At 40.7% G+C, this 22,258-nt stretch carries 24 protein-coding genes and 1 pseudogene; 10 read left to right on the top strand and 15 right to left on the bottom strand.

What is annotated here, in order from left to right:
• Positions 1 to 13 precede the first annotated feature (13 nt).
• The gene (locus ACMZOO_RS10465) at positions 14 to 2,734 is read left to right on the top strand and encodes an alpha-amylase family glycosyl hydrolase (RefSeq protein WP_440903296.1); all 2,721 of its coding nucleotides are present in this window, start codon (positions 14 to 16) and stop codon (positions 2,732 to 2,734) included.
• Positions 2,735 to 3,650: 916 nt separating this feature from the next.
• Here the strand turns inward: ACMZOO_RS10465 and ACMZOO_RS10460 are convergent.
• The 8 genes from ACMZOO_RS10460 to zapE all read right to left on the bottom strand — a co-directional run bounded on the left by ACMZOO_RS10460 (position 3,651) and on the right by zapE (position 9,956).
• On the bottom strand, positions 3,651 to 4,136 hold the full coding sequence (locus tag ACMZOO_RS10460; RefSeq protein WP_016954468.1) for a ClpXP protease specificity-enhancing factor: 486 nt from the start codon (positions 4,134 to 4,136) through the stop codon (positions 3,651 to 3,653).
• Positions 4,136 to 4,768 (bottom strand): stringent starvation protein SspA, encoded by a 633-nt coding sequence (sspA, locus tag ACMZOO_RS10455; protein WP_440903293.1) that lies wholly within the window; start codon positions 4,766 to 4,768, stop codon positions 4,136 to 4,138. The genes ACMZOO_RS10460 and sspA overlap by 1 nt, the downstream gene beginning before the upstream one ends.
• Before the next feature lie 140 nt (positions 4,769 to 4,908).
• Positions 4,909 to 5,649, bottom strand: a complete 741-nt coding sequence (locus ACMZOO_RS10450; RefSeq protein WP_440903291.1) for a cytochrome c1 — start codon at positions 5,647 to 5,649, stop codon at positions 4,909 to 4,911.
• Positions 5,646 to 6,914, bottom strand: coding sequence for a cytochrome b (locus tag ACMZOO_RS10445; RefSeq protein WP_440903289.1), 1,269 nt, complete (start codon positions 6,912 to 6,914; stop codon positions 5,646 to 5,648). Before ACMZOO_RS10445 ends, ACMZOO_RS10450 begins: the two co-directional genes overlap by 4 nt.
• Before the next feature lie 2 nt (positions 6,915 to 6,916).
• Positions 6,917 to 7,507, bottom strand: coding sequence for a ubiquinol-cytochrome c reductase iron-sulfur subunit (petA, locus tag ACMZOO_RS10440; RefSeq protein WP_016954472.1), 591 nt, complete (start codon positions 7,505 to 7,507; stop codon positions 6,917 to 6,919).
• A 330-nt stretch (positions 7,508 to 7,837) separates the two neighbouring features.
• Positions 7,838 to 8,230 carry a 30S ribosomal protein S9 gene (gene rpsI, locus ACMZOO_RS10435; RefSeq protein ID WP_440903288.1) on the bottom strand — a complete coding sequence of 131 codons (393 nt, stop codon included), beginning with the start codon at positions 8,228 to 8,230 and terminating at the stop codon, positions 7,838 to 7,840.
• Positions 8,231 to 8,245: 15 nt separating this feature from the next.
• Entirely contained in the window at positions 8,246 to 8,674 is a 429-nt protein-coding gene (rplM, locus tag ACMZOO_RS10430; protein ID WP_016954474.1) for a 50S ribosomal protein L13, read from the bottom strand.
• Positions 8,675 to 8,855: 181 nt separating this feature from the next.
• Positions 8,856 to 9,956, bottom strand: coding sequence for a cell division protein ZapE (gene zapE / locus ACMZOO_RS10425; protein ID WP_440903287.1), 1,101 nt, complete (start codon positions 9,954 to 9,956; stop codon positions 8,856 to 8,858).
• Positions 9,957 to 10,025: 69 nt separating this feature from the next.
• Between zapE and ACMZOO_RS10420 the strand changes: the two genes are divergently transcribed.
• The 3 genes from ACMZOO_RS10420 to ACMZOO_RS10410 all read left to right on the top strand — a co-directional run bounded on the left by ACMZOO_RS10420 (position 10,026) and on the right by ACMZOO_RS10410 (position 13,220).
• Positions 10,026 to 10,463: a ZapG family protein gene (locus ACMZOO_RS10420; RefSeq protein ID WP_440903286.1), complete on the top strand. Its 438-nt coding sequence runs from the start codon at positions 10,026 to 10,028 to the stop codon at positions 10,461 to 10,463.
• Between the two features lie 113 nt (positions 10,464 to 10,576).
• Positions 10,577 to 11,953, top strand: coding sequence for a DegQ family serine endoprotease (locus ACMZOO_RS10415; protein ID WP_440903285.1), 1,377 nt, complete (start codon positions 10,577 to 10,579; stop codon positions 11,951 to 11,953).
• Between the two features lie 160 nt (positions 11,954 to 12,113).
• A complete protein-coding gene (locus ACMZOO_RS10410) occupies positions 12,114 to 13,220 on the top strand; it encodes a trypsin-like peptidase domain-containing protein (RefSeq protein ID WP_016954478.1) in 1,107 nt (368 codons plus the stop codon).
• On the opposite strand, the gene murA is transcribed toward ACMZOO_RS10410, so the two are convergent.
• From murA to ACMZOO_RS10375, 7 genes are read right to left on the bottom strand one after another with little or no spacing between them, the layout of a single operon-like run.
• The gene (murA, locus tag ACMZOO_RS10405) at positions 13,188 to 14,450 is read right to left on the bottom strand and encodes a UDP-N-acetylglucosamine 1-carboxyvinyltransferase (protein WP_440903284.1); all 1,263 of its coding nucleotides are present in this window, start codon (positions 14,448 to 14,450) and stop codon (positions 13,188 to 13,190) included. The two genes, ACMZOO_RS10410 and murA, sit on opposite strands and share 33 nt — an antisense overlap.
• Positions 14,451 to 14,474: 24 nt before the next feature.
• Positions 14,475 to 14,729 carry a BolA family protein gene (locus tag ACMZOO_RS10400; protein WP_016954480.1) on the bottom strand — a complete coding sequence of 85 codons (255 nt, stop codon included), beginning with the start codon at positions 14,727 to 14,729 and terminating at the stop codon, positions 14,475 to 14,477.
• Positions 14,726 to 15,022, bottom strand: coding sequence for an STAS domain-containing protein (locus ACMZOO_RS10395; RefSeq protein WP_016954481.1), 297 nt, complete (start codon positions 15,020 to 15,022; stop codon positions 14,726 to 14,728). The genes ACMZOO_RS10400 and ACMZOO_RS10395 overlap by 4 nt, the downstream gene beginning before the upstream one ends.
• The gene (locus ACMZOO_RS10390) at positions 15,019 to 15,696 is read right to left on the bottom strand and encodes an MlaC/ttg2D family ABC transporter substrate-binding protein (protein ID WP_440903283.1); all 678 of its coding nucleotides are present in this window, start codon (positions 15,694 to 15,696) and stop codon (positions 15,019 to 15,021) included. Before ACMZOO_RS10390 ends, ACMZOO_RS10395 begins: the two co-directional genes overlap by 4 nt.
• Positions 15,697 to 15,707: 11 nt before the next feature.
• Positions 15,708 to 16,178 carry an outer membrane lipid asymmetry maintenance protein MlaD gene (gene mlaD / locus ACMZOO_RS10385; protein WP_016954483.1) on the bottom strand — a complete coding sequence of 157 codons (471 nt, stop codon included), beginning with the start codon at positions 16,176 to 16,178 and terminating at the stop codon, positions 15,708 to 15,710.
• A gap of 3 nt (positions 16,179 to 16,181) precedes the next feature.
• A complete protein-coding gene (gene mlaE / locus ACMZOO_RS10380) occupies positions 16,182 to 16,964 on the bottom strand; it encodes a lipid asymmetry maintenance ABC transporter permease subunit MlaE (RefSeq protein ID WP_440903282.1) in 783 nt (260 codons plus the stop codon).
• On the bottom strand, positions 16,961 to 17,770 hold the full coding sequence (locus tag ACMZOO_RS10375; RefSeq protein WP_440903281.1) for an ATP-binding cassette domain-containing protein: 810 nt from the start codon (positions 17,768 to 17,770) through the stop codon (positions 16,961 to 16,963). Before ACMZOO_RS10375 ends, mlaE begins: the two co-directional genes overlap by 4 nt.
• A gap of 197 nt (positions 17,771 to 17,967) precedes the next feature.
• Here ACMZOO_RS10375 and ACMZOO_RS10370 point away from each other — a divergent pair, with 197 nt between their 5' ends.
• The 6 genes and pseudogenes from ACMZOO_RS10370 to lptB all read left to right on the top strand — a co-directional run bounded on the left by ACMZOO_RS10370 (position 17,968) and on the right by lptB (position 22,255).
• Positions 17,968 to 18,954, top strand: a complete 987-nt coding sequence (locus ACMZOO_RS10370) for a calcium/sodium antiporter (RefSeq protein WP_440903280.1) — start codon at positions 17,968 to 17,970, stop codon at positions 18,952 to 18,954.
• A 7-nt stretch (positions 18,955 to 18,961) separates the two neighbouring features.
• Positions 18,962 to 19,927: a KpsF/GutQ family sugar-phosphate isomerase gene (locus tag ACMZOO_RS10365; protein ID WP_440903279.1), complete on the top strand. Its 966-nt coding sequence runs from the start codon at positions 18,962 to 18,964 to the stop codon at positions 19,925 to 19,927.
• Positions 19,927 to 20,483: pseudogene (gene kdsC / locus ACMZOO_RS10360) on the top strand (3-deoxy-manno-octulosonate-8-phosphatase KdsC). Before ACMZOO_RS10365 ends, kdsC begins: the two are co-directional and overlap by 1 nt.
• A complete protein-coding gene (gene lptC, locus ACMZOO_RS10355; protein WP_440903278.1) occupies positions 20,480 to 21,034 on the top strand; it encodes an LPS export ABC transporter periplasmic protein LptC in 555 nt (184 codons plus the stop codon). The pseudogene kdsC and the gene lptC overlap by 4 nt, the downstream one beginning before the upstream one ends.
• On the top strand, positions 21,021 to 21,530 hold the full coding sequence (gene lptA, locus ACMZOO_RS10350; protein WP_440903277.1) for a lipopolysaccharide transport periplasmic protein LptA: 510 nt from the start codon (positions 21,021 to 21,023) through the stop codon (positions 21,528 to 21,530). The genes lptC and lptA overlap by 14 nt, the downstream gene beginning before the upstream one ends.
• The gene (gene lptB / locus ACMZOO_RS10345; RefSeq protein ID WP_440903276.1) at positions 21,530 to 22,255 is read left to right on the top strand and encodes an LPS export ABC transporter ATP-binding protein; all 726 of its coding nucleotides are present in this window, start codon (positions 21,530 to 21,532) and stop codon (positions 22,253 to 22,255) included. The genes lptA and lptB overlap by 1 nt, the downstream gene beginning before the upstream one ends.
• Positions 22,256 to 22,258: the final 3 nt, after the last annotated feature.

Below are 22,258 nucleotides of genomic sequence, written 5' to 3'. Positions count from 1 at the left end.
AGCGGGGTGACCCATGTTCAAACTATCAAAAAGCTGTATAGCCATAAGTTCTGTTTTATTAATGACGATAAGCTTATCAGCCTGTAAAGACACAAGCGTAGATATTGATGTTCCTAAAGAGCCGACGCCAACACCGACTCCAAGTCCTACCCCAACACCAACGCCTAGCCCAACTCCGACGCCAACAAACACTGCACCTGTTATTCATATGCTTGAAAGTTCGGCCGTTGATCAAGATCTAGCGATTGAATTGCAATGGACAATTGCTGATGGTGAGCAAGACAGTTTAACTTGTGAGATAGACAGTGGCGATAACGGCAACCCTATTTCAATATCTGATTGCGTTTATTTTGGTCAAACAACCTTAAGCTATAGTGCGGCGGGCCAATATCAAATAAAACTCAGCATAGATGATGGTGAATTCACCACTGAACAAACGCTTGATGTAACCATTTCAGAACCACAACCACAATTTACCCTAGCGCAAAGTGCTACAGTACCAGCACCGATATATTTACGCGGATTCGAAAACGATTGGGGGATCACCAACCAACTAACTTTACAAGACGGTATTTATGTTATTGAGTTTGATGGTACTTATGCACAACAAGCGGCTAAAGTTGCTAGTGAAGATTGGTCAACTGTTAACTGCGGCGGTTTTGCCCTTACCGCTAATACAAGTCCAATAGACCTCACATGTGGTGGCAACCCGGATAATGGTTCAATAACATTCGAAGAAGATGCCATCTATCGCATTGGTGTGAGTTATCAAGATGATGGTAGTGCACAGATGCAAATGTTGAAAATTGCTCACGCATTGCCGGATGAGTCTGGATTAGGCCAAGCCGGTACTTTAAACATTCATTATTTACATAGCAGCGAAAGTTATTCAGGTTGGGGATTACACATTTGGGGCGATGCGATTGACGCGTCAATCGCGACAGATTGGGCAACACCACGCCCGTATGCCGAACAAAAAGATGACTACGCAGTGTGGCAAGTACCAATTGAAGATACTGACGCAACTTTTAACTTTATAATGCATTTTGGTGATGTAAAAAGTACCGAAAGCGATTTATCACTGGTTGCCTCTAGCTTCGGTAATGAAATTTGGATAGTACAAGACACAGCCACTATTTATAACAACGAAACCGATGCTCGTGCTGCATACGATTCTTTATTACAAAACTTAGGTAACCAATCAGGCAACTTAGATTTATCTGATGTCACAACCACAGATACAAGTTCAGCTGTTAGTGATGCTTGGGTTGATAGTGCACAATTTGCACAAATTTATGTGCGTGCTTACCAAGATTCAGACGGCGACGGTGTCGGTGATATTCAAGGTTTAATCAGCCGTTTAGATTATTTAAAAGATAATGGTATCAACGCCATTTGGTTAATGCCTATGATGGAAAGCTCTGACAATGACCACGGTTATGCGACAACTGACTATCGTAAAATTGAAAGTGACTATGGCTCACTGGACGATTTCAAGAGCTTATTAACCGAAGCTCATAATCGCGATATCGCAATTGTTCTAGATTACGTAATTAATCACTCAAGCAACCAAAACCCTTTGTTTGTTGATGCTATGTCATCAGCTAACAACGACAAACGCGACTGGTATATTATTCAAGCTGACAAACCACTTGGTTGGAATATTTGGGGTGGTGATCCATGGCGTACCAGCCCAGGTGGCGCTTATTACGCTGCATTCGCTGACAGTATGCCAGATTATGATTTAACGAATCCTGAGGTTATCGCCTTTCATCAAAATAATCTCAAATTCTGGTTAAACATGGGTGTAGATGGTTTCCGTTTTGATGCGGTAGGAGTTTTAGTTGAAAACGGTAAAGATGCTTTAGAAGATCAGCCAGAAAACCATGTGATTATGAAAACTATGAAAGACACTATTGAGTCTTACGACAATAGATATATCGTCTGTGAATCACCTTCTGGCTACGCTGCGTTTGCCAACGACAATTCCTGTGGCCGAGCATTTAACTTTGCGGCAGGTCACGCAATTATTGGTATGGCTAAATCTGGTGTTGTATGGGATGAATTGTTAAATGAATTAGCCGCATCTAATACCGACCAAATGCCAATGATTTTAGCTAATCACGATTTCTTTGCGGGCGATCGTGTATGGAATCAACTTTCTGGTAATACTGCTCAATACAAAGTAGCAGCGGCAACTTATTTGTTAGCTTCATCTAATCCATTCACTTATTACGGTGAAGAGATTGGTTTAGCTGCAGCCGATAGCTTATCGGGTGATTGGAGCATTCGTACACCTATGAGTTGGACTGACGATGCTAGCAATGCAGGATTTACTACCGGCACGCCGTTTAGAGCTTTATCTAGCAATCTCGCAAGTAACAATGTTACGGCACAGCTAGCTGACGCTGATTCTCTATTAAACTATTATCGCGATTTGTATCAAGTTAGAAACGACCATGCAGTTATTGCAACTGGCACGCTGAACGTGCAGAGTAGTGGTGGTGACAAGGTACTTAAATTAGTTAGAACGGGTACTGGTACTGAAGCGGTTATTTTAATTAACTATAGTGATGCAGATGAAAGTGTCACTGTGGATGTAAACCACAATGATGCTGTGTATAGCGATAAGTTAAGTAATTTAATTGATGCGAGTTCTAGTTCAAGTGGTGAGTTAACTGTAACTGTACCAGCACAATCTGCCGCTGTGTTTGTTCACACTGTAGCTAACTAGTTGTTGATGTTTTTGCACTATCTGGGTTTTCTAGGTAGTGCAAATTTTCTATCTCAACTCATTATTCCACATAGACCTCAAAATTTCACTTAAACCTCAAAATTTCACTTAAACCTCAAAATTTCACTTAAACCTTAAGCTTTACCGCTGGCAAACTTTCGCAATATAGTCAGAAGATAAATGGGTATAGCTCACAAAAACGCTTCAAGCACATCCTTGTGTCGCTCGCATAAGAGATCCCTATCTTATGAAGTTTTGTTCGCAACACACCATTGACCTTCTTCCGCCTTTATTACGCTGTTCATGCGGTGCCAGCTAAACCTAGAAGCAATTGTGCAAAAACTAGCTTAACCTTACTCCCCCCGAGCCTTAGGCGCTGGGTAATCTGAGCACTTTACCTACTCGAAGCATAATTTTCTAAAAACATCACAACTTTCCTCAAGTCCTGATACTTGATTCATCCATGAAGGTCCTCTCCTGTCGTCTTCCATGACTCCACCTCGTCAAACTGCGAAGCTTCGCTTCGGTTTTGATTCGCCCAGACGTTTGAAGTTTTAGAAAATCAGCATTCGAGTAGGTAAAACTAAGCATCGACAGTGCTGCTCAGATAAAACATTGCGCGCCAAACGAACATTTACGAATTCAAAATAGTTTTACGAAAGTAATTTCAACATATTGCACTATACAAGCAGCAACTAATTGCTGGGGAGAGGTGGTTGAGATGCTTTTTGCAAAACTTCACAAGAGAGGGATATCTTGTGAGAGCGGGTCAGGGATGACCTTGAAGCGTTTTTGCAAAAAGTATCTTAACCTGCTCGACTTTCTCTGCCGCAGTACATGCAGCCACGAAGACCAATAAAGAAATGGATTGTATTAAAACCGAGAAGAATAAAAGGCGACTCGAGAGTCAAATCGCCTATTTAATAACTTTTAAATGACTAACTTTTGCAGATTTCTTCGGCTTGTCTTTCGACTCAGCAGCAGTTTCAACCGGAGCATCATCTGGTTGACTACCATCAATAGTTGTCAACTCAGGTTCCGCAGGCTGAGGTGCAAACTCAGGTTTAGGCTCAGGAGGGAATGGCATGCCTTCACCATTTTCGCGTGCATAAATATACAACACAGCCGAAATAGGTACGCTCACATGCCTAGGTGTGCCACCAAAGCGCGCATTAAACTCAACGCTCTCATCTCCAATAGACAAAGCACCAGTTGCACCAGACGAAATATTTAAGACAATTTGACCGTCTTTAACGTACTCAAATGGCACTTGCACTCCTGGAAACTCAGCGTCTACCAATAAATAAGGAGTACAACCATTGTCTTCAATCCAGTCATGTATCGCCCTTACTAAATAAGGTTTACATGCCGACATGGACGATTGTGTGCCAGTTGGATTCATTATGCGCCTCGCATTTCTCTTTCGTCATCAGTTAAAGAAGCTTGGAAAGATTCGCGCTCAAATACACGATTCATATATTCTTTCACTTCTTTACTGCCTTGACCAATCAACTCAATGCCAAGTTTAGGTAAACGCCATAATAATGGTGCTAATACACAATCAACCAAGCTGAATTCTTCGCTCATAAAATATGGCGTTTCTTGGAAAATAGGCGCAATTGCTAAGATGCTTTCACGTAATTCAGCACGCGCAGCACTTGCTTCTTCAGCAGAACCATTTTCAATTTGTTCAACAAGCTTGTACCAATCGTTTTCGATACGGTGCATCATCAAACGGCTGCTACCACGAGCAACTGGGTATACAGGCATTAATGGTGGATGTGGGAAACGCTCATCCAAATATTCCATAATGATATTAGATTGATACAAAACAAGTTCACGATCTAATAAAGTTGGAATAGTGCCATAAGGATTTAATTCAAATAATTCCTCAGGTTTGTTATTTGGATCAAGTAATTTAATTTCGACACTAATTCCCTTTTCAGCCAACACAATACGAACTTGGTGACTGTGTAATGAAGTTGCATCAGCATAAAGCATCATTACAGAACGTTTATTGGCAGCTACAGCCATGAATATCCTCCAAAGTAACAAACAATTCGGCTAAAAAGCCTACTTCAATGTGATGTTAAACTCACATTACTAGATACGGCAAATGGGGGCTAGGCCCCCATCAAAAAATACTACAATTTTTTTGGTCAGTGCACTAAATTTTAGTGAACATCACGCCAGTATTCTTTCTTCAATAAGTAAATAAATACAAAGAAGACAGCTAAGAATACTAAAACCCAAGTACCAATTTTGTGTGACTCAAGTTTTGAAGGTTCACCAACATATTCTAAAAAGTTAACCAAGTCATGCATTGCTTGGTCAAACTCTTCAGGTGTCATTGAACCTTGAGTTTTTTGCACTAACTTAATACCCGATAAGGTTTTTTCGCCATCAACTTCTGTGTATACATACTCAGCAGTCTGTGTACCTTGTAATGGTTCAAGTACATGTGGCATACCTACATCTTTAAACACAGCATTGTTTACACCAAAAGTTTTGCTTTCATCAATGTAGAAAGATTTCAAATAAGTGTAAATCCAATCAGGGTTACGTAAACGTGCAATCAAAGTTAAATCTGGTGGTTGTTTACCAAACCATTTTGCTGATTCTTTTGCAGGCATAGCGTTAGTCATTTGCTCGCCGACTTTTTGATCGCCAAAAATTAAGTTTTCTTTAACTAGTTCTTCAGGAATACCCAAATCTTGTGCAGAACGATTATATCTATGGAACTGCATTTGGTGACAACCCAAACAATAGTTAGTGAACAAAGCCGCACCACGTTGTAATGACGCTTTGTCTTCTAAATCAATTTTTGCTTTTTCTAACGGATGTGAATAACCACCACCTGCAGCGATAGCTAAACTCGGAATTAAAGCAACTAAAGCAATTAATAATTTCTTCATTTCGATATTCTCGCTGGTAATGGTTTAGTTTTTTCGTTTTTACTGTACAACCACAAGAAGCCAAAGAAGCCAAAATAAAGCAAGGTGCTAATTTGTGACATCAAAGTAAAAGTAGGTGTAGCTGGTTTTAAACCTAACCAACCTAATAATACGAATACAATTGCAAACACTGTAAGGTTCAACTTGTGTAAACCACTACGGTATTTAATTGAACGCACTTTACATCTGTCTAGCCAAGGTAAAGCAGCTAACATTGCAATTGCACCAAACATAGCTAGTACACCTGCTAGTTTGTCAGGTACCGCACGTAAAATTGCATAGAAAGGTGTGAAATACCAAACCGGTGCAATATGCTCAGGTGTTTTTAATGGGTTTGCAGGTTCAAAGTTAGGTGGCTCAATAAATAAACCGCCCATTTCTGGGTTGAAGAAAATAACATAAGCACAAGCCGCACAGAACACTGTGAATGCTACTAAGTCTTTTAACACTATGTGTGGGAAGAAAGGTACAACGTCATCAATAATGTCGTATTTACCTGTGTAGTACTCATGAATGTTGTATTTAGTTTTTTCTTCTTCTTTCAAAGAACCTTTCGGATGTTTAATGTTGATACCTTGAGGATTGTTAGAACCAACCTCATGCAATGCAACTATGTGTAAGAACACTAAAATAACAATGACTAATGGCAATGCGATAACGTGCAATGCGAAGAAACGATTTAGCGTTGCACCCGAAATAACATAGTCACCACGGATCCATAAAGTTAAGTCATCACCAATTACAGGAATTGCACCAAATAGTGAAATAATTACCTGTGCACCCCAGTATGACATTTGCCCCCAAGGTAATAAGTAACCCATGAAAGCTTCAGCCATAAGCGCTAAGTAGATGAACATACCGAATAACCACAATAATTCACGTGGTTTTTGGTAAGAACCATACATCATGCCGCGGAACATGTGTAAATACACAACTACGAAGAAGGCTGACGCGCCAGTAGAGTGCATATAACGCAATACCCAACCATAGTCGACATCACGCATAATATATTCAACAGATGCGAATGCACCTTCTGCACTTGGTACATAGTTCATGGTTAACCAGATACCTGTAACGATTTGGTTAACTAACACAACTGTTGCGATAAAACCGAAAACATACCAGAAGTTCATGTTTTTCGGTGCTGGGTATTGTAATGCGTGCATGTTTGCGACACGCATCATTGGAATGCGATATTCAATCCAATCGAGTAAATTTTTCCACATGATTATGCAGCTCCCGAGTCGTCACCAACAAGAATTGTATTCTCGTCTAAGTACTTATGAGGTGGAATAACCAAGTTTAACGGCGCTGGTACACTTTGGAATACACGGCCAGCCATATCAAACTTAGAACCATGACAAGGACAGAAGAAGCCCGATGGTACACCTTCAACTTGAGCAGCAAAACTGTCAGCCAAGTATTGAGGTGAACAACCTAAATGAGTACAAATACCAACAGCAACAAAAAACTCAGGCTTGATTGAGCGATGTTGATTTGTTGCGTACGTAGGTTGTTGTTCGTTTTCTGATGCAGCATCACGTAATTGACCTTCATGTTTAGCAAGTTGCGCTAACATTTCATCAGTACGTTTAACCACCCACACAGGTTTACCACGCCACTCTACTCTTAACATTTGACCAGGTTGGAGTTTGCTCACGTTCACTTCTACCGGTGCACCCGCCGCTTTGGCTTTTGCACTCGGATTCCAAGACGCGATGAAAGGCACAGCTGCTCCGACAGCACCCACCCCACCAACAACCGAAGTTGCGACGGTTAAGAAGCGACGGCGACCGTTATCAACAGGCGCATTACTCATTCAATCTTCTCCGAGACTAGATTTAAAAAATTGACTGTCCTAGCATAGTACTTGGCTGAAAAAACAGCAAAAATCACCCACTGCTAGGGGCAGAAATAAAATAATGCGAATGATATAAAAAAAACCGTATAACTGACAAGGAAATCACGGAAAAAGCACCAAAATAACCCAGATATTTTGTGATTTATTTGTTTGTGATCAATTAGGCTTAAATTATCAACACATTCGCAGCTTGTTCGCTGGACAAAAACAACACATTTTGTCGCAAATTTTGCTTATAAAAAAACCCGGACAAGCCGGGTTTTTGCAAAAGTTGGTATACCAAACGAATTAACGTTTTGAGAATTGTGGACGCTTACGCGCTTTCTTAAGACCAACTTTCTTACGTTCAACACGACGCGCATCACGGGTAACAAAACCAGCTTTGCGTAACGCAGGACGTAATGATTCATCAAATTCCATTAATGCACGAGTGATACCGTGACGGATAGCACCAGCTTGACCAGTGTTACCACCGCCAACTACTGTTACGTACAAATCGAATTTTTCAGTCAATTCAACTAATTCTAAAGGTTGACGAACAACCATACGTGAAGTTTCACGACCGAAGTATTCTTCGATAGAACGTTTGTTGATTGTGATGTTACCTGTACCTGGTCTTAAAAATACACGAGCTGTTGAGCTCTTACGACGACCAGTACCATAGTATTGAGAGTCTGCCATAGTAATGTCTCCGAATTAGATGTCCAAAGTTTGCGGTTGTTGCGCTTGATGGTTGTGCTCAGCACCTGCGTATACTTTAAGTTTACGCGCCATTGCACGGCCTAATGGACCTTTCGGAAGCATGCCTTTAACAGCGCTTTCGATGATCATTTCTGGTTTTTTCTCAATTAACTTATCAAAAGTAATTGATTTTAATCCACCTGGGAAACCAGAGTGTGAGTAATACACTTTGTCACTACGCTTAGCACCAGTTACCGCTACTTTTTCAGCATTGATAACAACGATGTAATCACCAGTATCTACGTGAGGAGTATATTCTGGTTTATGTTTACCGCGTAAACGACGCGCGATCTCAGTAGCTATACGACCTAAAGTTTTACCGTCAGCGTCAACTACAAACCAGTCGCGCTTTACAGATTCAGGCTTTGCAGAGAAAGTTTTCATTTCGAATTTGACCTAAATACAAAAAAAATTCCACATTTTTGAGGCAGTATGCCTCCCCTAGTTTATGTCAAAAACCCCTTCGAGAATTTGAACAAAGGCCCTCTTTCATGCCTTACCGGGTTTGGGAGGCGCGCATTATATAGGACGGTTAAAAAAAGATCACCTATTAATTCAAATTTGTTTACGCCAAATGAGGTTTAGCCAAAAATTCGGTTGATTGCATTTCTTGTAAACGGCTTAAACAGCGTTTAAATTCAAAACTCAATAAACCTTCTGTGTATAACTGTTCCATTGGCACTTCTGCTGCAATTATCAGTTTAACGTTGCGCTCATAAAACTCATCAACTAACGCAATAAAACGTCGCGCAATATCATCTGTGCCATTGCCCATTTGTTCAACATCACTTAACAGTACAGTATGAAAACATTGGCTCAGTTCAATATAATCGTTTTGACTGCGTGGCCCATCGCATATAGCTCTAAAATCAAACCAAACTAAATCTTGTGCCATTTTACGTACTGCAATTTTGCGCTTTTCAATTTCAATAAAACTGTCGGTTGTAATGTCGCCAATCGCCATTTTGCTGAAATAACTATCTAAATTCGCCATAGCCGGGCCATCACACGGGGAATGATAAATTTCGGCTTGCGTAAGCGTACGCAATCTATAATCCACACCACTATCAACATTAAGCACTTGGCAGTTTTTTTCAATTAAATCAATTGCTGGTAAAAACCTTTGTCTTTGCAAACCATTACGGTAAAGACCTTTGGGTTCGATATTTGATGTAGCGACCAGCACCACGCCATGTTGAAACAAAGCTTGAATTAAACCAGCTAAAATCATCGCATCGGTAATATCCGAGACAAAAAATTCGTCAAAACAAATTACTTTTGCTTCTTTGGCAAGCTTGTCTGCAACTGTAATTAAAGGATCTGACTGTCCGCCCAATAGTTTGAGTTCATTGTGCACTCTGTGCATAAAACGGTGAAAATGCACACGCATTTTTTGTTCTGTTGGTAAACCATGATAAAACAAGTCCATCATATAGGTTTTACCACGGCCAACGCCGCCCCAAAAATAAAGCCCTTGTGGAACTTGATTTTTCGGCTTGCGAAACAGATATTTAAGGGAAGCCTGCCAAGACTGGTTTGGAGTTAAATATTCCACCACTTGATGATGCAGTGTATCTAAATACTTGATTGCGTTTGCTTGCGCGTCATCCGGCAGCAATTTTCCAGAAGCTAAATCTTGTTGGTATTGTAAAAACGGGCTAGTCATAACAGGCAAAACACAAGTATATTTAACGATAAAGTGCTAATGCTAATATTTTTTTTGAGGTAATTCACCATGAGTTGGTTAATAGACATTATAATTTTCGCTGCTGGTTTAATCACTGGATTATTGGCGGTGCGTTTTTTCCCACAAGTATCCGGCAAACATCATAAGTTGTCTGAAGAGCTAGCACAGCATGTCAAAGCGCAAGAGTCATTTAAGCAAGATGTTGATACATACTTGGCCTCTGTCAACCAAGCTATGCAGCAAATAGCCCAGCAAGCAAACCAAGCGGCTGCTGAGTCGCAACAACAGTTTGCAAAATTAGCCGCAACGCAAAAAGAACATAAAGAATTTGTGCCATTTTTTGGTGATGACACTGCCGCCATGATCGCACAAAGCCAAGCAGAAGAAAGCGCGAAGAAAAACCGCGTCGACAGCAAAACTGACTCTATGCCGCTAGACTATTCAGAAAATAAAATGGGCTGGTTTAGCGAGCAAAACCAAAAGTAAACTGAACTTTTTTTCATAACCCATAGTCTTTAATGCAACTACAAGTCATATTTTGCGGCGAATATCGCGCACTTTATGGCCAGTTAGTTATTTAGATTTTAGGAGAATTGAAGTTGAAAGCTAACTACACTAATTTGTTTAAAGTTTCGGTATTAACAGCTAGTTTGGCATTAGCACCTGTTGTTGCTCATGCGGCATTACCTTGGTTTGGCAATAGCGACAAACAAGAAATGCCGACATTAGCCCCTATGTTAGAAAAAGCGACTCCCGCTGTTGTTAATATTTCCGCCACCGGCATGAAAAAAGACGCCCAGCGTGTGCCTGATGTATTTAGATACTTTTTTGGCCCAAATGCTCCACGCCAACATACTCAAGAGAAACCTTTTCAAACCGCAGGATCGGGCGTAATCATTGATGCGAAAAAAGGTTACGTGGTGACGAATCATCATGTAATTGCCGATACCGACAAAATTTTAGTCACACTCAAAGATGGTCGCCAATTTGAAGCGAAAAAAATCGGCTCGGATTCTGAAAGTGACGTCGCTCTTTTGCAAATTGACGCAGATAATTTAACCGATATACCACTGGCTAACTCGGACAAATTGCGTGTAGGTGACTTTGCTATCGCCATTGGTAACCCTTTTGCTATAGGTCAAACCGTGACTTCAGGTATTGTTTCTGCACTAGGTCGCAGTGGTTTAGGCATTGAAGGTTATGAAAACTTTATTCAAACCGATGCAGCGATTAATAGCGGTAACTCTGGTGGCGCTTTAGTTAACTTTAACGGCGAGTTAATTGGTATTAATACCGCTATTCTTGGACCTAACGGCGGCAACGTGGGTATTGGTTTCGCCATTCCAAGCAATATGATGAAAAATCTAGTGGATCAAATTGTTGAATTTGGTGAAGTGCGCCGAGGTGTGCTAGGTATTTCTGGTGAAAATATAGACGCAGGTATGGCCAAAGCTTTTGCTCTGCCAACCACCCAAGGGGCAATTGTTCGCCAAGTATTTGAAGGCACAGCAGCGGAAGAAGCCGGCATTAAACCAGGTGATGCAATTGTTAGTATAAATGGACGTAAAATTCAAACCTTCTTTGAACTCAGAGCGAAAATAGGCACTATGGGTGCTGGAAACACCGCAGTGTTAGGTATTATTCGCGACGGCAAAGAAATGGACATCAAAGTTAAACTGAAAGAAGCCGAGGGCGGCAATGTCGCAGCAGAGACTATGCACCCAGCATTAGATGGCTCAGATTTAGGCAATGGTAAAACTAAATCAGGCGAAGCTGGTGTGGTAGTTAACTCGGTTGAAGATAGATCAATCGCCGCTCGTTTAGGTTTAGAAGAAGGTGATGTGATTATTGGGGTAAACCGTGAGCGTGTAAGCAATATCGCCCAGTTGCGCGATAAGTTAGACGAGCACAAAAACGGTATTATTGCCTTGAATGTAATGCGCGGAAATACTCAGCTATATCTAGTTATCCGCTAAGCTTATTCTTAACCCAAATATAGCCAAGCTACTGGGTATATTATTTCGAAAAGTGGTAGGTGTTTGTCATCTATCACTTTTTTGTTTTTTAACTGGGCGGCTTTTAATATACTTAAACTTTAGTCAGTCTAATAATTAATACTCAATCAAAACGAACCTTATGAAATTTAAGATTTTTCAGCAGTTACAATTTATTATTAATACCTTGGCGATAGCTGTTGTTCTTACGCTCATATTGTTCGCGGCTTTTCCTGAATTTAGGCAAAACAACTTAATTTGGCAGAGTATTTTTAACGAGCCTACGACTAAACGAAAACCCATTTCGTTTGCCCAAGCTGTAGCGCGTGCAGCACCAGCGGTTGTAAACATTTATACCCAAGGGTTTGAACGTGACGAACGTTTTTACAATAGTAAACGCGCTATTCGTACGCTCGGCTCAGGCGTTATTGTTTCAGAAAAAGGCTTTATTTTAACCGCTGAACATGTAGTTAAAAATGCCGACCAAATCTTGGTTGCGCTACAAGACGGGCGTCAGTTTGAAGCACAATTAATAGGTAGTGATCCTTATACCGATTTAGCTGTACTTTGGGTACAAAGTGAAAACTTACCAGTTGCGCCGATTGATCCTAACCTCACTTCACAACCAGGTGATTTAGTTTTAGCTATAGGTAATCCATATAACCTAGGTCAAACCATTACCCAAGGCATAGTCAGTGCAACGGGCCGTGCGGGTTTAAGCTCTAATTATGCCGACTTTATTCAAATGGATGCAGCCATTAATGATGGTAATTCAGGTGGCGCGTTAGTCGACAGTGATGGTTATTTAGTTGGCATTAACTCTTTCAACTATGCGTCAGCACGCCGCGATAACCAAGCGCAGGGGATATTTTTTGCAGTCCCTGCAAGATTAGCCTTAACTGTTTTAAGAAAAATTGCCACTGATGGTCGTGTGGTACGTGGATATTTAGGTTTATCCGGCAAAGAAACTTATATTCAAACCAGTGATGATTTAGTTACGCCAGTCGGCATTATTGTCACTATGGTTGAACCTGCAGGACCTGCAGCGCTAGCTGGCATTCAGCCGAACGATATTATTATAGAGATCAACCAACAAAAGATTGTCAGCCGTGCACAAGCGTTAGATTTAATCGCAGAAACGCGCCCAGGTACAGAATTGCCAGTAACAGTGATCCGCAAAGGGGTTAAATTGCAAATCACTGTCACTATAATGGAATTACCCAGACACTCGCTGAACTTTAGCTCCTAAATTATTCAGCTTAAGTTCGAGTGATTCGTAACCTCTGTCTAGATGGTAGATGCGGTTTACTGTAGTTTCATCATTAGCAAATAAACCCGCGATAACCAAACAAGCCGATGCACGTAAATCAGTCGCCATCACCTCGGCTCCTGATAAAGTTTCAACACCACGAACAATCGCAGTATTGCTTTCTAACTCTATATCTGCGCCCATACGATGTAATTCAGGTACATGCATAAAACGATTTTCAAAAATGGTCTCATGAATAGTGCCTGTACCTTGAGCGACACAATTGAGTACAGTAAATTGTGCTTGCATATCGGTTGGGAAAGCAGGATGTGGTGCGGTTTTAATGTTTACAGCTTTTAGCTGACGACCTGTCATATCTAAAGTAATGCTGTCTTTAGTTGTGGTAATTTGTGCACCGGCTTCTTTTAGCTTAGTGATAACAGCTTCTAACAACTTAGCACAAGTATGTGTACAGGTAACTTTTCCACCAGTAACAGCGGCAGCCACTAAAAAAGTGCCGGTTTCAATTCTGTCTGGCAAAATGGCGTGTTTACTTGCAATTAAAGTCGACACACCTTCAATAGTAATAGTATCAGTGCCGGCACCATAAACTTTTGCGCCCATAGCATTTAAACAATTGGCTAAATCAACCACTTCAGGCTCACGAGCGGCGTTTTCAAGTACAGTCGTACCTTCAGCTAACACAGCTGCCATCATTAAATTCTCTGTGCCAGTTACGGTTACCGTATCAAAGAAAATGTTCGCACCTTGTAACTTTTTACCATGAGTGTCTGCAACTATATAACCGTGTTCCACTTTTACTTCAGCACCCATTTGCTGCAGGCCGCTAATATGTAAATTAACTGGGCGAGCGCCAATTGCACAACCACCAGGCAAAGAAACTTTTGCATGACCACAACGCGCAACTAACGGGCCTAAAGCCATAATAGACGCACGCATGGTTCTAACCAATTCGTACGGCGCTGTAGTTGAGCTTATGTCACTAGCATCAAATAAATAACCGTCAGCCAATTTCTCGGCTTTAATCCCTAGTTCAGCCAACAAACTTAATGTCGTTTTAATATCTTTCAGCTGCGGCACATTGGTCAAAGTAACCGGGTTAGGGTTAAGAATAGTCGCAAATAAAATTGGCAAGGCCGCATTTTTTGCACCTGATATACGCACTTCACCTTGCAGTGGTGAACCACCTTGAATTACAAATTTATCCATACGGATTAAGGCTCCAACTACAACTTAAAAATTGAGCTTTTTATGTTTTTGCCACTCGTCAGCGGTAAAGGCTTTGATTTTTACTGCATGAACAGTGCCATCTGCAATCATGTCATTTAACGGTTGGTAGACCATTTGCTGACGTTTAACCGGACGTAAACCTTCGAACACAGCAGAAACAATAATTATATTCAGATAATAATTGTCTTCATGTTCAACGATTAATTCTTCATGCTCAATTGCATCACCAACTAATTGTTTAATTTGTTCTAAATTCATTCTGTTATTCCTACTATTTCAGCAACATCATACAGCTCAGCTAACTTGCGTAAATTTTCGCCATAATGAATAAAATTCGTTTGTATCTGCTTGCTGGCAAAGTGTTGTTTTAGCTTAATTAAATAAGCTAAACCAGCAGTGTCAATTCTGCCAACCTCAGCTAAAGAGATATCTATCACACAACCTTTATCACAAGGTGCTTGTGGAATAATTGACAGGTCATTTTCTCGGGTTAAATCACCGTCTAACTGCCAAAATTGATGATTCAGCTGTTTTTCTGCCAATTTAATCATGATTGAGGATCACTTGAATCAGATTTAAATGTCAGCTTTTGCTCAGCTTTATCTTTTAAATCTTTAATAATACCTGTTATGCCAAGTCTAGGCATAGCAGCACCAATTTCTTTACGCTTAGTACTCAGCACCGAAATACCTTCGGCTTCCATATCAAAAGCGCGCCACTGGTTATTGCGATATATAAGTTTAAAAGTAACGTCTATATCAGGACGGCCAGGCTCAACAATTTTACTGCGCACTACGGCTATTTTGTCTTCTTCACCCGTCATAGTTGGCTGCACCACTATGTCCTGAGTTTCACGGTATTGAGTGAACAACTGTGCATAAATTGTCACTATATAGTCAGAGAAGGCATCAACAAACGCTTTTCTATCGTCCGCTTTAACATCACGCACATATTTACCTAATACTTTAAAAGCGGCATATTCGTGGTCGATATAAGGTAATAATTCTTCACGAATAATTTGTTTTAATAGTTCAGGATTTTGTTTAACCTCAGACCAACTTGCTTTAAAGCGCTTAAATGCAGATTGAGTTACTTTTTCAAATAACTCTCTTGGGTCTTGAATATCAGCATATTGCGCCTGCTCAGCCGCATAAACAGCAGTTGAAGTAAATGTAGGCACTAAACAAGCGCAAGCTAACACAATCGCGCTGACTAACTTTTTCATATTCACCACCTCTAGTCATCACCATTTTGACTAAATAAAAACTGACCAATCAATTCTTCAAGTACCAAAGCCGATTTTGTATCTTGAATGTAAGCACCTTCACCTAGAGTCTCAATGCCATCCATCATAAAACCTGGCTCTAAACCTAAATACTGCTCACCTAATAAACCTGCGGTCAAAATACTGATAGAGCTGGTTTCAGGAAAGTCTTTGTAATCTTTAGAAATATCCATTGATACCACAGCCATAAAAGACTGAGTATCTAGATTAATTTCAGCGACACGACCAACAACAACCCCACCTACTTTGATTGGTGAACGAACTTTCAAACCACCAATATTATCGAATTTAGCGTATAAACGATAAGTTTCACCGTTTGATAAACTCCCTGTGTTTGCAACACTGAGTGCTAAAAATAAAAACGCAGCAATACCTGCAGCGATAAAAGCACCAACTAACACTTCAACTTTACGGTTGCTCATTTATTATTCCCCGAACATTAACGCTGTTAATACAAAATCTAATCCAAGTACAGCAAGTGAACTATGCACCACTGTTTGTGTTGTCGCTTTACTGATACCTTCAGATGTAGGTATACAGTCGTAACCTCTGAATATCGCAATCCAAGTTACCACCAAAGCAAAAGCAAAACTTTTTATCACACCATTCATTACATCGTCTTGTAAATCGACCGCGGCTTGCATAACACTCCAGAAATTACCGCTATCAACCCCTAGCCATTCTACACCTACTAAGTGCCCACCAATAATACCGACTGAGCTGAATAACAAAGCTAATAGCGGCATACTTATCATGCCAGCCCAAAATCTTGGTGCGATAACTCGACGAAGTGGATCAACAGCCATAAGTTCTAAACTAGATAACTGTTCAGTCGCTTTCATTAAACCAATTTCGGCAGTAAGTGCAGAGCCAGCTCGACCAGCAAATAATAAAGCTGTCACTACAGGGCCTAACTCGCGTAATAACGACAAAGCCACCATAGGGCCTAAACTATTTTCTGCGCCATAACCGACTAAAATAGTATACCCCTGCAAACCCAAGACCATGCCAATAAACAATCCACTGACCAAAATAATCGCCAGTGACTGAACACCAACTACTTGTAATTGTTTTAGCAATAAAGGGCTATTTTTTTTCAGATCTGGCGCTGCCCATAAGGCATTAAATAACATTAAACCCGCTCGGCCTGTGGTCGCAGTCGCCGAAATAGTATCTCGGCCTAGTTTGGCTAATGCATCAACTATCATGCTTTAAATACCTCAGCTAATTGAGCATCAAATGTTTGCGCAGGATAATGAAACGGCACTGGGCCATCTGACTCACCAGCCATAAATTGATGAATTAATGGAGACTCTGACTTACGCAACTGCTGTGGTGTTCCCTGACCTATCACTTTTTTATTCGCCATAATGTAAGCATAATCCGCTATGCTCATAACTTCGTTGATATCGTGTGATACCACAATAGATGTTAATCCAAGCGCATCATTTAACGAGCGGATCAAACGAATTAATACGCCCATAGAAATGGGATCTTGGCCAGCAAAAGGCTCATCATACATAACTAACTGCGGGTCAAGTGCTATCGCTCTAGCTAGTGCAGCTCGGCGAGCCATACCACCGGATAATTCGGTCGGCATTAAATCAGCGGCACCACGCAAACCCACAGAGTTGAGTTTCATTAACACCATAGTGCGAATGATATCCTCAGGTAATGAACAGTGTTCGCGTATTGGAAAAGCAACATTATCGAATACTGACATTTCGGTAAATAAAGCGCCACTTTGAAACAACATGCTCATTTTTTTACGTGCAGCATACAATTGCTGACGATTAAGTTTATTGATGACTGCACCATCAAAATTTATGCTGCCTTTTTCTGGTTTAATCTGCCCGGCAATTAAACGCAATAAAGTGGTTTTACCTATACCACTGGGTCCCATAATCGCTATGACTTTGCCGCGAGGAATATCTAAGCTGATGTCATCATAAATAACCCGCTCACCTCGACTAAAAGTCACATTTTTAAGTTGTACTATATTATCGTTGGACATTAAATTTCCCTGATTTATCTGCCTAAAGCAGAGCTGCGGCGTATTCTAGCAAATATACTTAAATGAAAAACCAAAAATGTCACATTCCGCATACTGCATCCAAATTTTTGACTAACTACCAAGTAAACTTAAACACATCATGCATATTCAACTAATTTGAGTATAATGGCCGCATAGCATTCAAATTAAAGGTCTTTATGCTCGAAAATGTCATTATATTGCTCGTTAGTTTAGCCGCACTAATGTGGAGTGCCGACAAATTTGTCTACGGTGCAGCTGCTTTAGCACGCAATTTAGGTTTATCACCACTCATCATAGGACTAACAATTGTAGCTATGGGTTCCTCCGCACCTGAAATGATGGTGGCCGCAAGCGCATCTTTAGCAGACAAAGCCGATACCGCGATTGGTAATGTAATTGGTTCAAATATTACCAATATCACTTTAGTATTGGGTGTTACCGCCTTATTAAAACCTATGTTAGTGGGCTCAGTTACCGTACGACGAGAGCTACCTTTTATTTTAGTCACCTCTCTTGTTGCCGTTTATTGTATCTATGACCTGCAATTTACCCGTACCGAAGGCATTGTATTAGCTATATTGTTTTTTATCACAATTGGCTATCTTGCCTATGCATCTATTCATAAAACACCTGAAGAAGCAGCCAACCCAGATTTGTATGAAGATGAAGTCAGTGACGATGTACCAGAAGGTGTGCCAATTCACATGGCGGTTTTCTGGTTAGCGCTAGGTTTAACCATTCTGTTATTAAGTTCAGATTTTCTCGTTGATTCTGCGGTATTTATCGCAAAAGAATTTGGCATCAGCGACTTAGTGATTGGTTTGACCATAATAGCAATTGGTACATCTCTGCCTGAGCTAGCAGCATCCATTGCTGGTGTCATTAAAGGCGAAGATGATCTTGCATTAGGCAATATTGTTGGTTCAAACATCTTCAACGCATTAGCCGTATTGTGTATTCCAGCTATTATTGCACCTGGTGCGGTTGACCCAGCGGCTGTCACACGCGACTCGTTAATCATGATTGGCGTGACTGTATTACTGATACTAATGGCGGTTGGTTTAGGCAAAGGCCCGCGCAGTATAAACCGTGTGGAAGGCGGTGTGTTATTAGCATGTTTTATTGCATATCAGTATTTACTATTTGGCATGGCAAACGGGTAAGAGTTGAATGAATGCATTTGTAAACAGTGCGAAAAGAGTCATTGAAATTGAACAACAAGCTCTAGCACAGCTCAATAGTGACTTAGACGAAAACTTTGCATTAGCCTGTGAAACATTACTTAATTGCAGTGGCAAAATTGTCGTTACCGGTATAGGTAAATCAGGTCATGTTGGGCGAAAGATTGCAGCAACCCTAGCCAGCACAGGTTCGCCAGCATTTTTTGTTCACCCTGCTGAAGCCAGCCATGGCGATTTAGGCATGATCAGCAAACAAGATGTTGTGCTTGCACTATCTAATTCAGGCGAAAGCCAAGAATTAGTCACTATTTTACCCGTGATAAAACGCATAGGCGCTAAATTAATTTCCGTCACGGCCAACGCAAGTTCAAGCCTTGCACACTATTCAGACGTGCATATTTTGGTAAAAGTAAACCAAGAAGCTTGTCCACTTGGCCTAGCACCAACCGCAAGCACAACTGCCGCTTTAGTTATGGGTGATGCCTTGGCTGTCGCCTTGTTGGAAGCGCGCAAATTTACCGCAGAAGACTTTGCCGTTTCTCATCCACTTGGGAGTTTAGGTCGAAAACTCTTATTGCGTGTTGAAGCCTTAATGCATGCAGACGATCAACTGCCGATAGTCGCTGAAGATGTCACTATTGCCGAAGCTTTATTTGAAGTTTCACAAAAAAGTTTAGGTTTTGTCGCTATTATCAATCAAGCAGGTCAATTAAGCGGCATATATACAGATGGTGATTTACGCCGAACTTTAGATAAACGCATCGACATTCACAGCACTCAAATTAGTCAGGTGATGACCAAACATGCGGTTACAGTTACACCAAGTATGTTAGCAGCCGAAGCGCTGAAGTTAATGGAAGACAAAAAAATTAACGGTTTTGTTGTGGTTGATGACAATAACCGTCCAATCGGCGCAATAAACCTACATGACTTACTCAAAGCTAAGGTACTTTAATGTTATTTAACTCTATCTATGGACCAATCAAACAAGATATCGCTGACAAGTTTCAACAAACTAAACTGTTTATTTGCGATATTGACGGTGTATTTTCAGATGGCCATATTTATTTGGGCAATCAAGGTGAAGAGTTAAAAGCATTTCATACCCGCGATGGTTTTGGCATTAAAGCTATAATCAATGCAGGCATTCAAGTTGCCGTGATCACAGGGCGAAAATCTCAGATAGTTGAAAAGCGTATGAGCTCGTTAGGTATCCAGCACATTTATCAAGGACAAGAAGATAAACTTGCAGCCTATGCTATATTGAGTTAAAAAACAAGCTGGGTATCACAGATGAACAAATTGCATATATTGGTGATGACGTGCCTGATTTAACTGTGATGCAGCAAGTTGGTTTAGCAATCGCAGTGAACGATGCGCACCCAATTATTCAACAAATTTGCCATTATCAAACGCATGTCCGTGGTGGTTTTGGCGCTGTGCGTGAATCTTGCGATATTTTCTTACAAACGCGCGGCGTATTAGAGCAAGCGCAAGGTATGAGTGTATGAAGCGACTGCTGCTGTCAGTTTTAATTATAGTTGCGATCAGCCAATACTTTTGGCTGCAATGGAGTTCGCAACCACAAGAAATAGCAGCATTTGATCGTGTCGCATTACCCGATTACCAAATAACCGCATTAAATAGAACAGAATACGACCAAAGTGGTCAAATTCACAGCAAACTCAATGCACGTTCATTAGAACATTATCAAGAACTTGAATTTACCTATTTTCAGAATCCAAGATATATTTTATATTCGAGCGACCAGCAGCAGCACTGGATCATCAGTGCCAACGACAGTGTAATATACGACAATCGCCAACTAGAACTTGAAGGCAATGTTGCAGTTATGGCTAACAAACCAGACGATTGGTTTGATACACTGTATGTAAATAGGCTCAACATGGATTTAACCGCACAAACCATATCAACCAGTGCAAAAGTGACTGGTGTCGCCAACAAAATGACCTTTAGTGGCCAAGGTTTACGTGGAAATTTAAAAACCCAAGAGTTTGAACTCGTGGAGCAAGTACGGGCAGAATACTTTGTTAAACAATAAAATCATCACACTTTTTATCGGTAGTCTTATCTGTGCACCAAGTATTGCGCTAGAAGCAGACTTTAGCCAAAACATAGTCATAGATGCGAAAAAGCAACAGCTCGAAATAAAAACCAATACCTTAAGTTTTTCTGGCGACGTAGAAGTAAAACAGGGTTCGTTGCGTATGAAAGCAGATAGATTAGAAGTCATCAAAGCGGATGAAGACGACCCTGAAAGCCAAGACATTTTGCGAGCTATAGGTTTACCGGCTAGCTATAAACAAGTGTTAGACAGTGGTGAAACTCTGATAGCAACAGCGAAAAATATTCAATACAAAGTAAAAGACCGTATTTTAACCTTGTCTGGCAATGCCAATATCTCACAGCAAAATAGCCAGGTCAGTGGTGATGTTATCGAATATGACTTAGTCGCACAAAAACTTGTCGCTTCCGGCAATAATCAAAAAGGGCAAAAAGTCCGTACTGTGTTAACACCAAAAAGTGGTGACAATTAATGCCGAAGTTAATCGCAACCAACTTAGCTAAAGCCTATAAAAAACGCCAAGTGGTTAAAAATGTTTCTCTGCAGGTTGAATCCGGCAGCATAGTTGGTTTATTGGGGCCAAACGGCGCTGGTAAAACCACTACCTTCTACATGATAGTCGGATTAGTGGAAAATGACGCTGGGCAAATTCTATTAGACGACAAAGACATGACCTACTTTCCAATGCACGAAAGAGCCCGTGCAGGTGTTGGTTATTTACCACAAGAATCGTCTATATTTAGAAAGTTAACGGTCACACAAAATATTTATTCTATTTTAGAAATGCGACCTGAGCTTACCAAAAGCGAAAAACAAGCTAAACTTGAAGAGCTACTTGAAGAATTTCATATCACCCACATAAGAGATAGTCAGGGCATGGCATTATCCGGTGGTGAAAGAAGACGGGTAGAAATCGCCAGAGCGCTAGCGGCCGATCCAAAATTTATCTTATTGGACGAGCCATTTGCCGGGGTAGATCCTATATCCGTTATTGATATAAAAAGAATTATCACCCATCTTAGAGATAGGGGTTTAGGTGTACTAATAACAGACCATAATGTGCGTGAAACGCTCGATGTTTGTGAAAAAGCCTATATCGTTAGCCAAGGACAGTTAATTGCCTCTGGTGCACCCAACGATGTGCTGAATAACAAACAAGTACGTAACGTGTATTTAGGTGAACAATTTAAACTATAACGA

Origin of the sequence: Catenovulum sp. SX2 (genome assembly GCF_052056295.1) — a bacterium.
Classification (GTDB): Bacteria; Pseudomonadota; Gammaproteobacteria; order Enterobacterales; family Alteromonadaceae; genus Catenovulum.
This window is presented reverse-complemented; position numbering and strand designations above follow the sequence as displayed.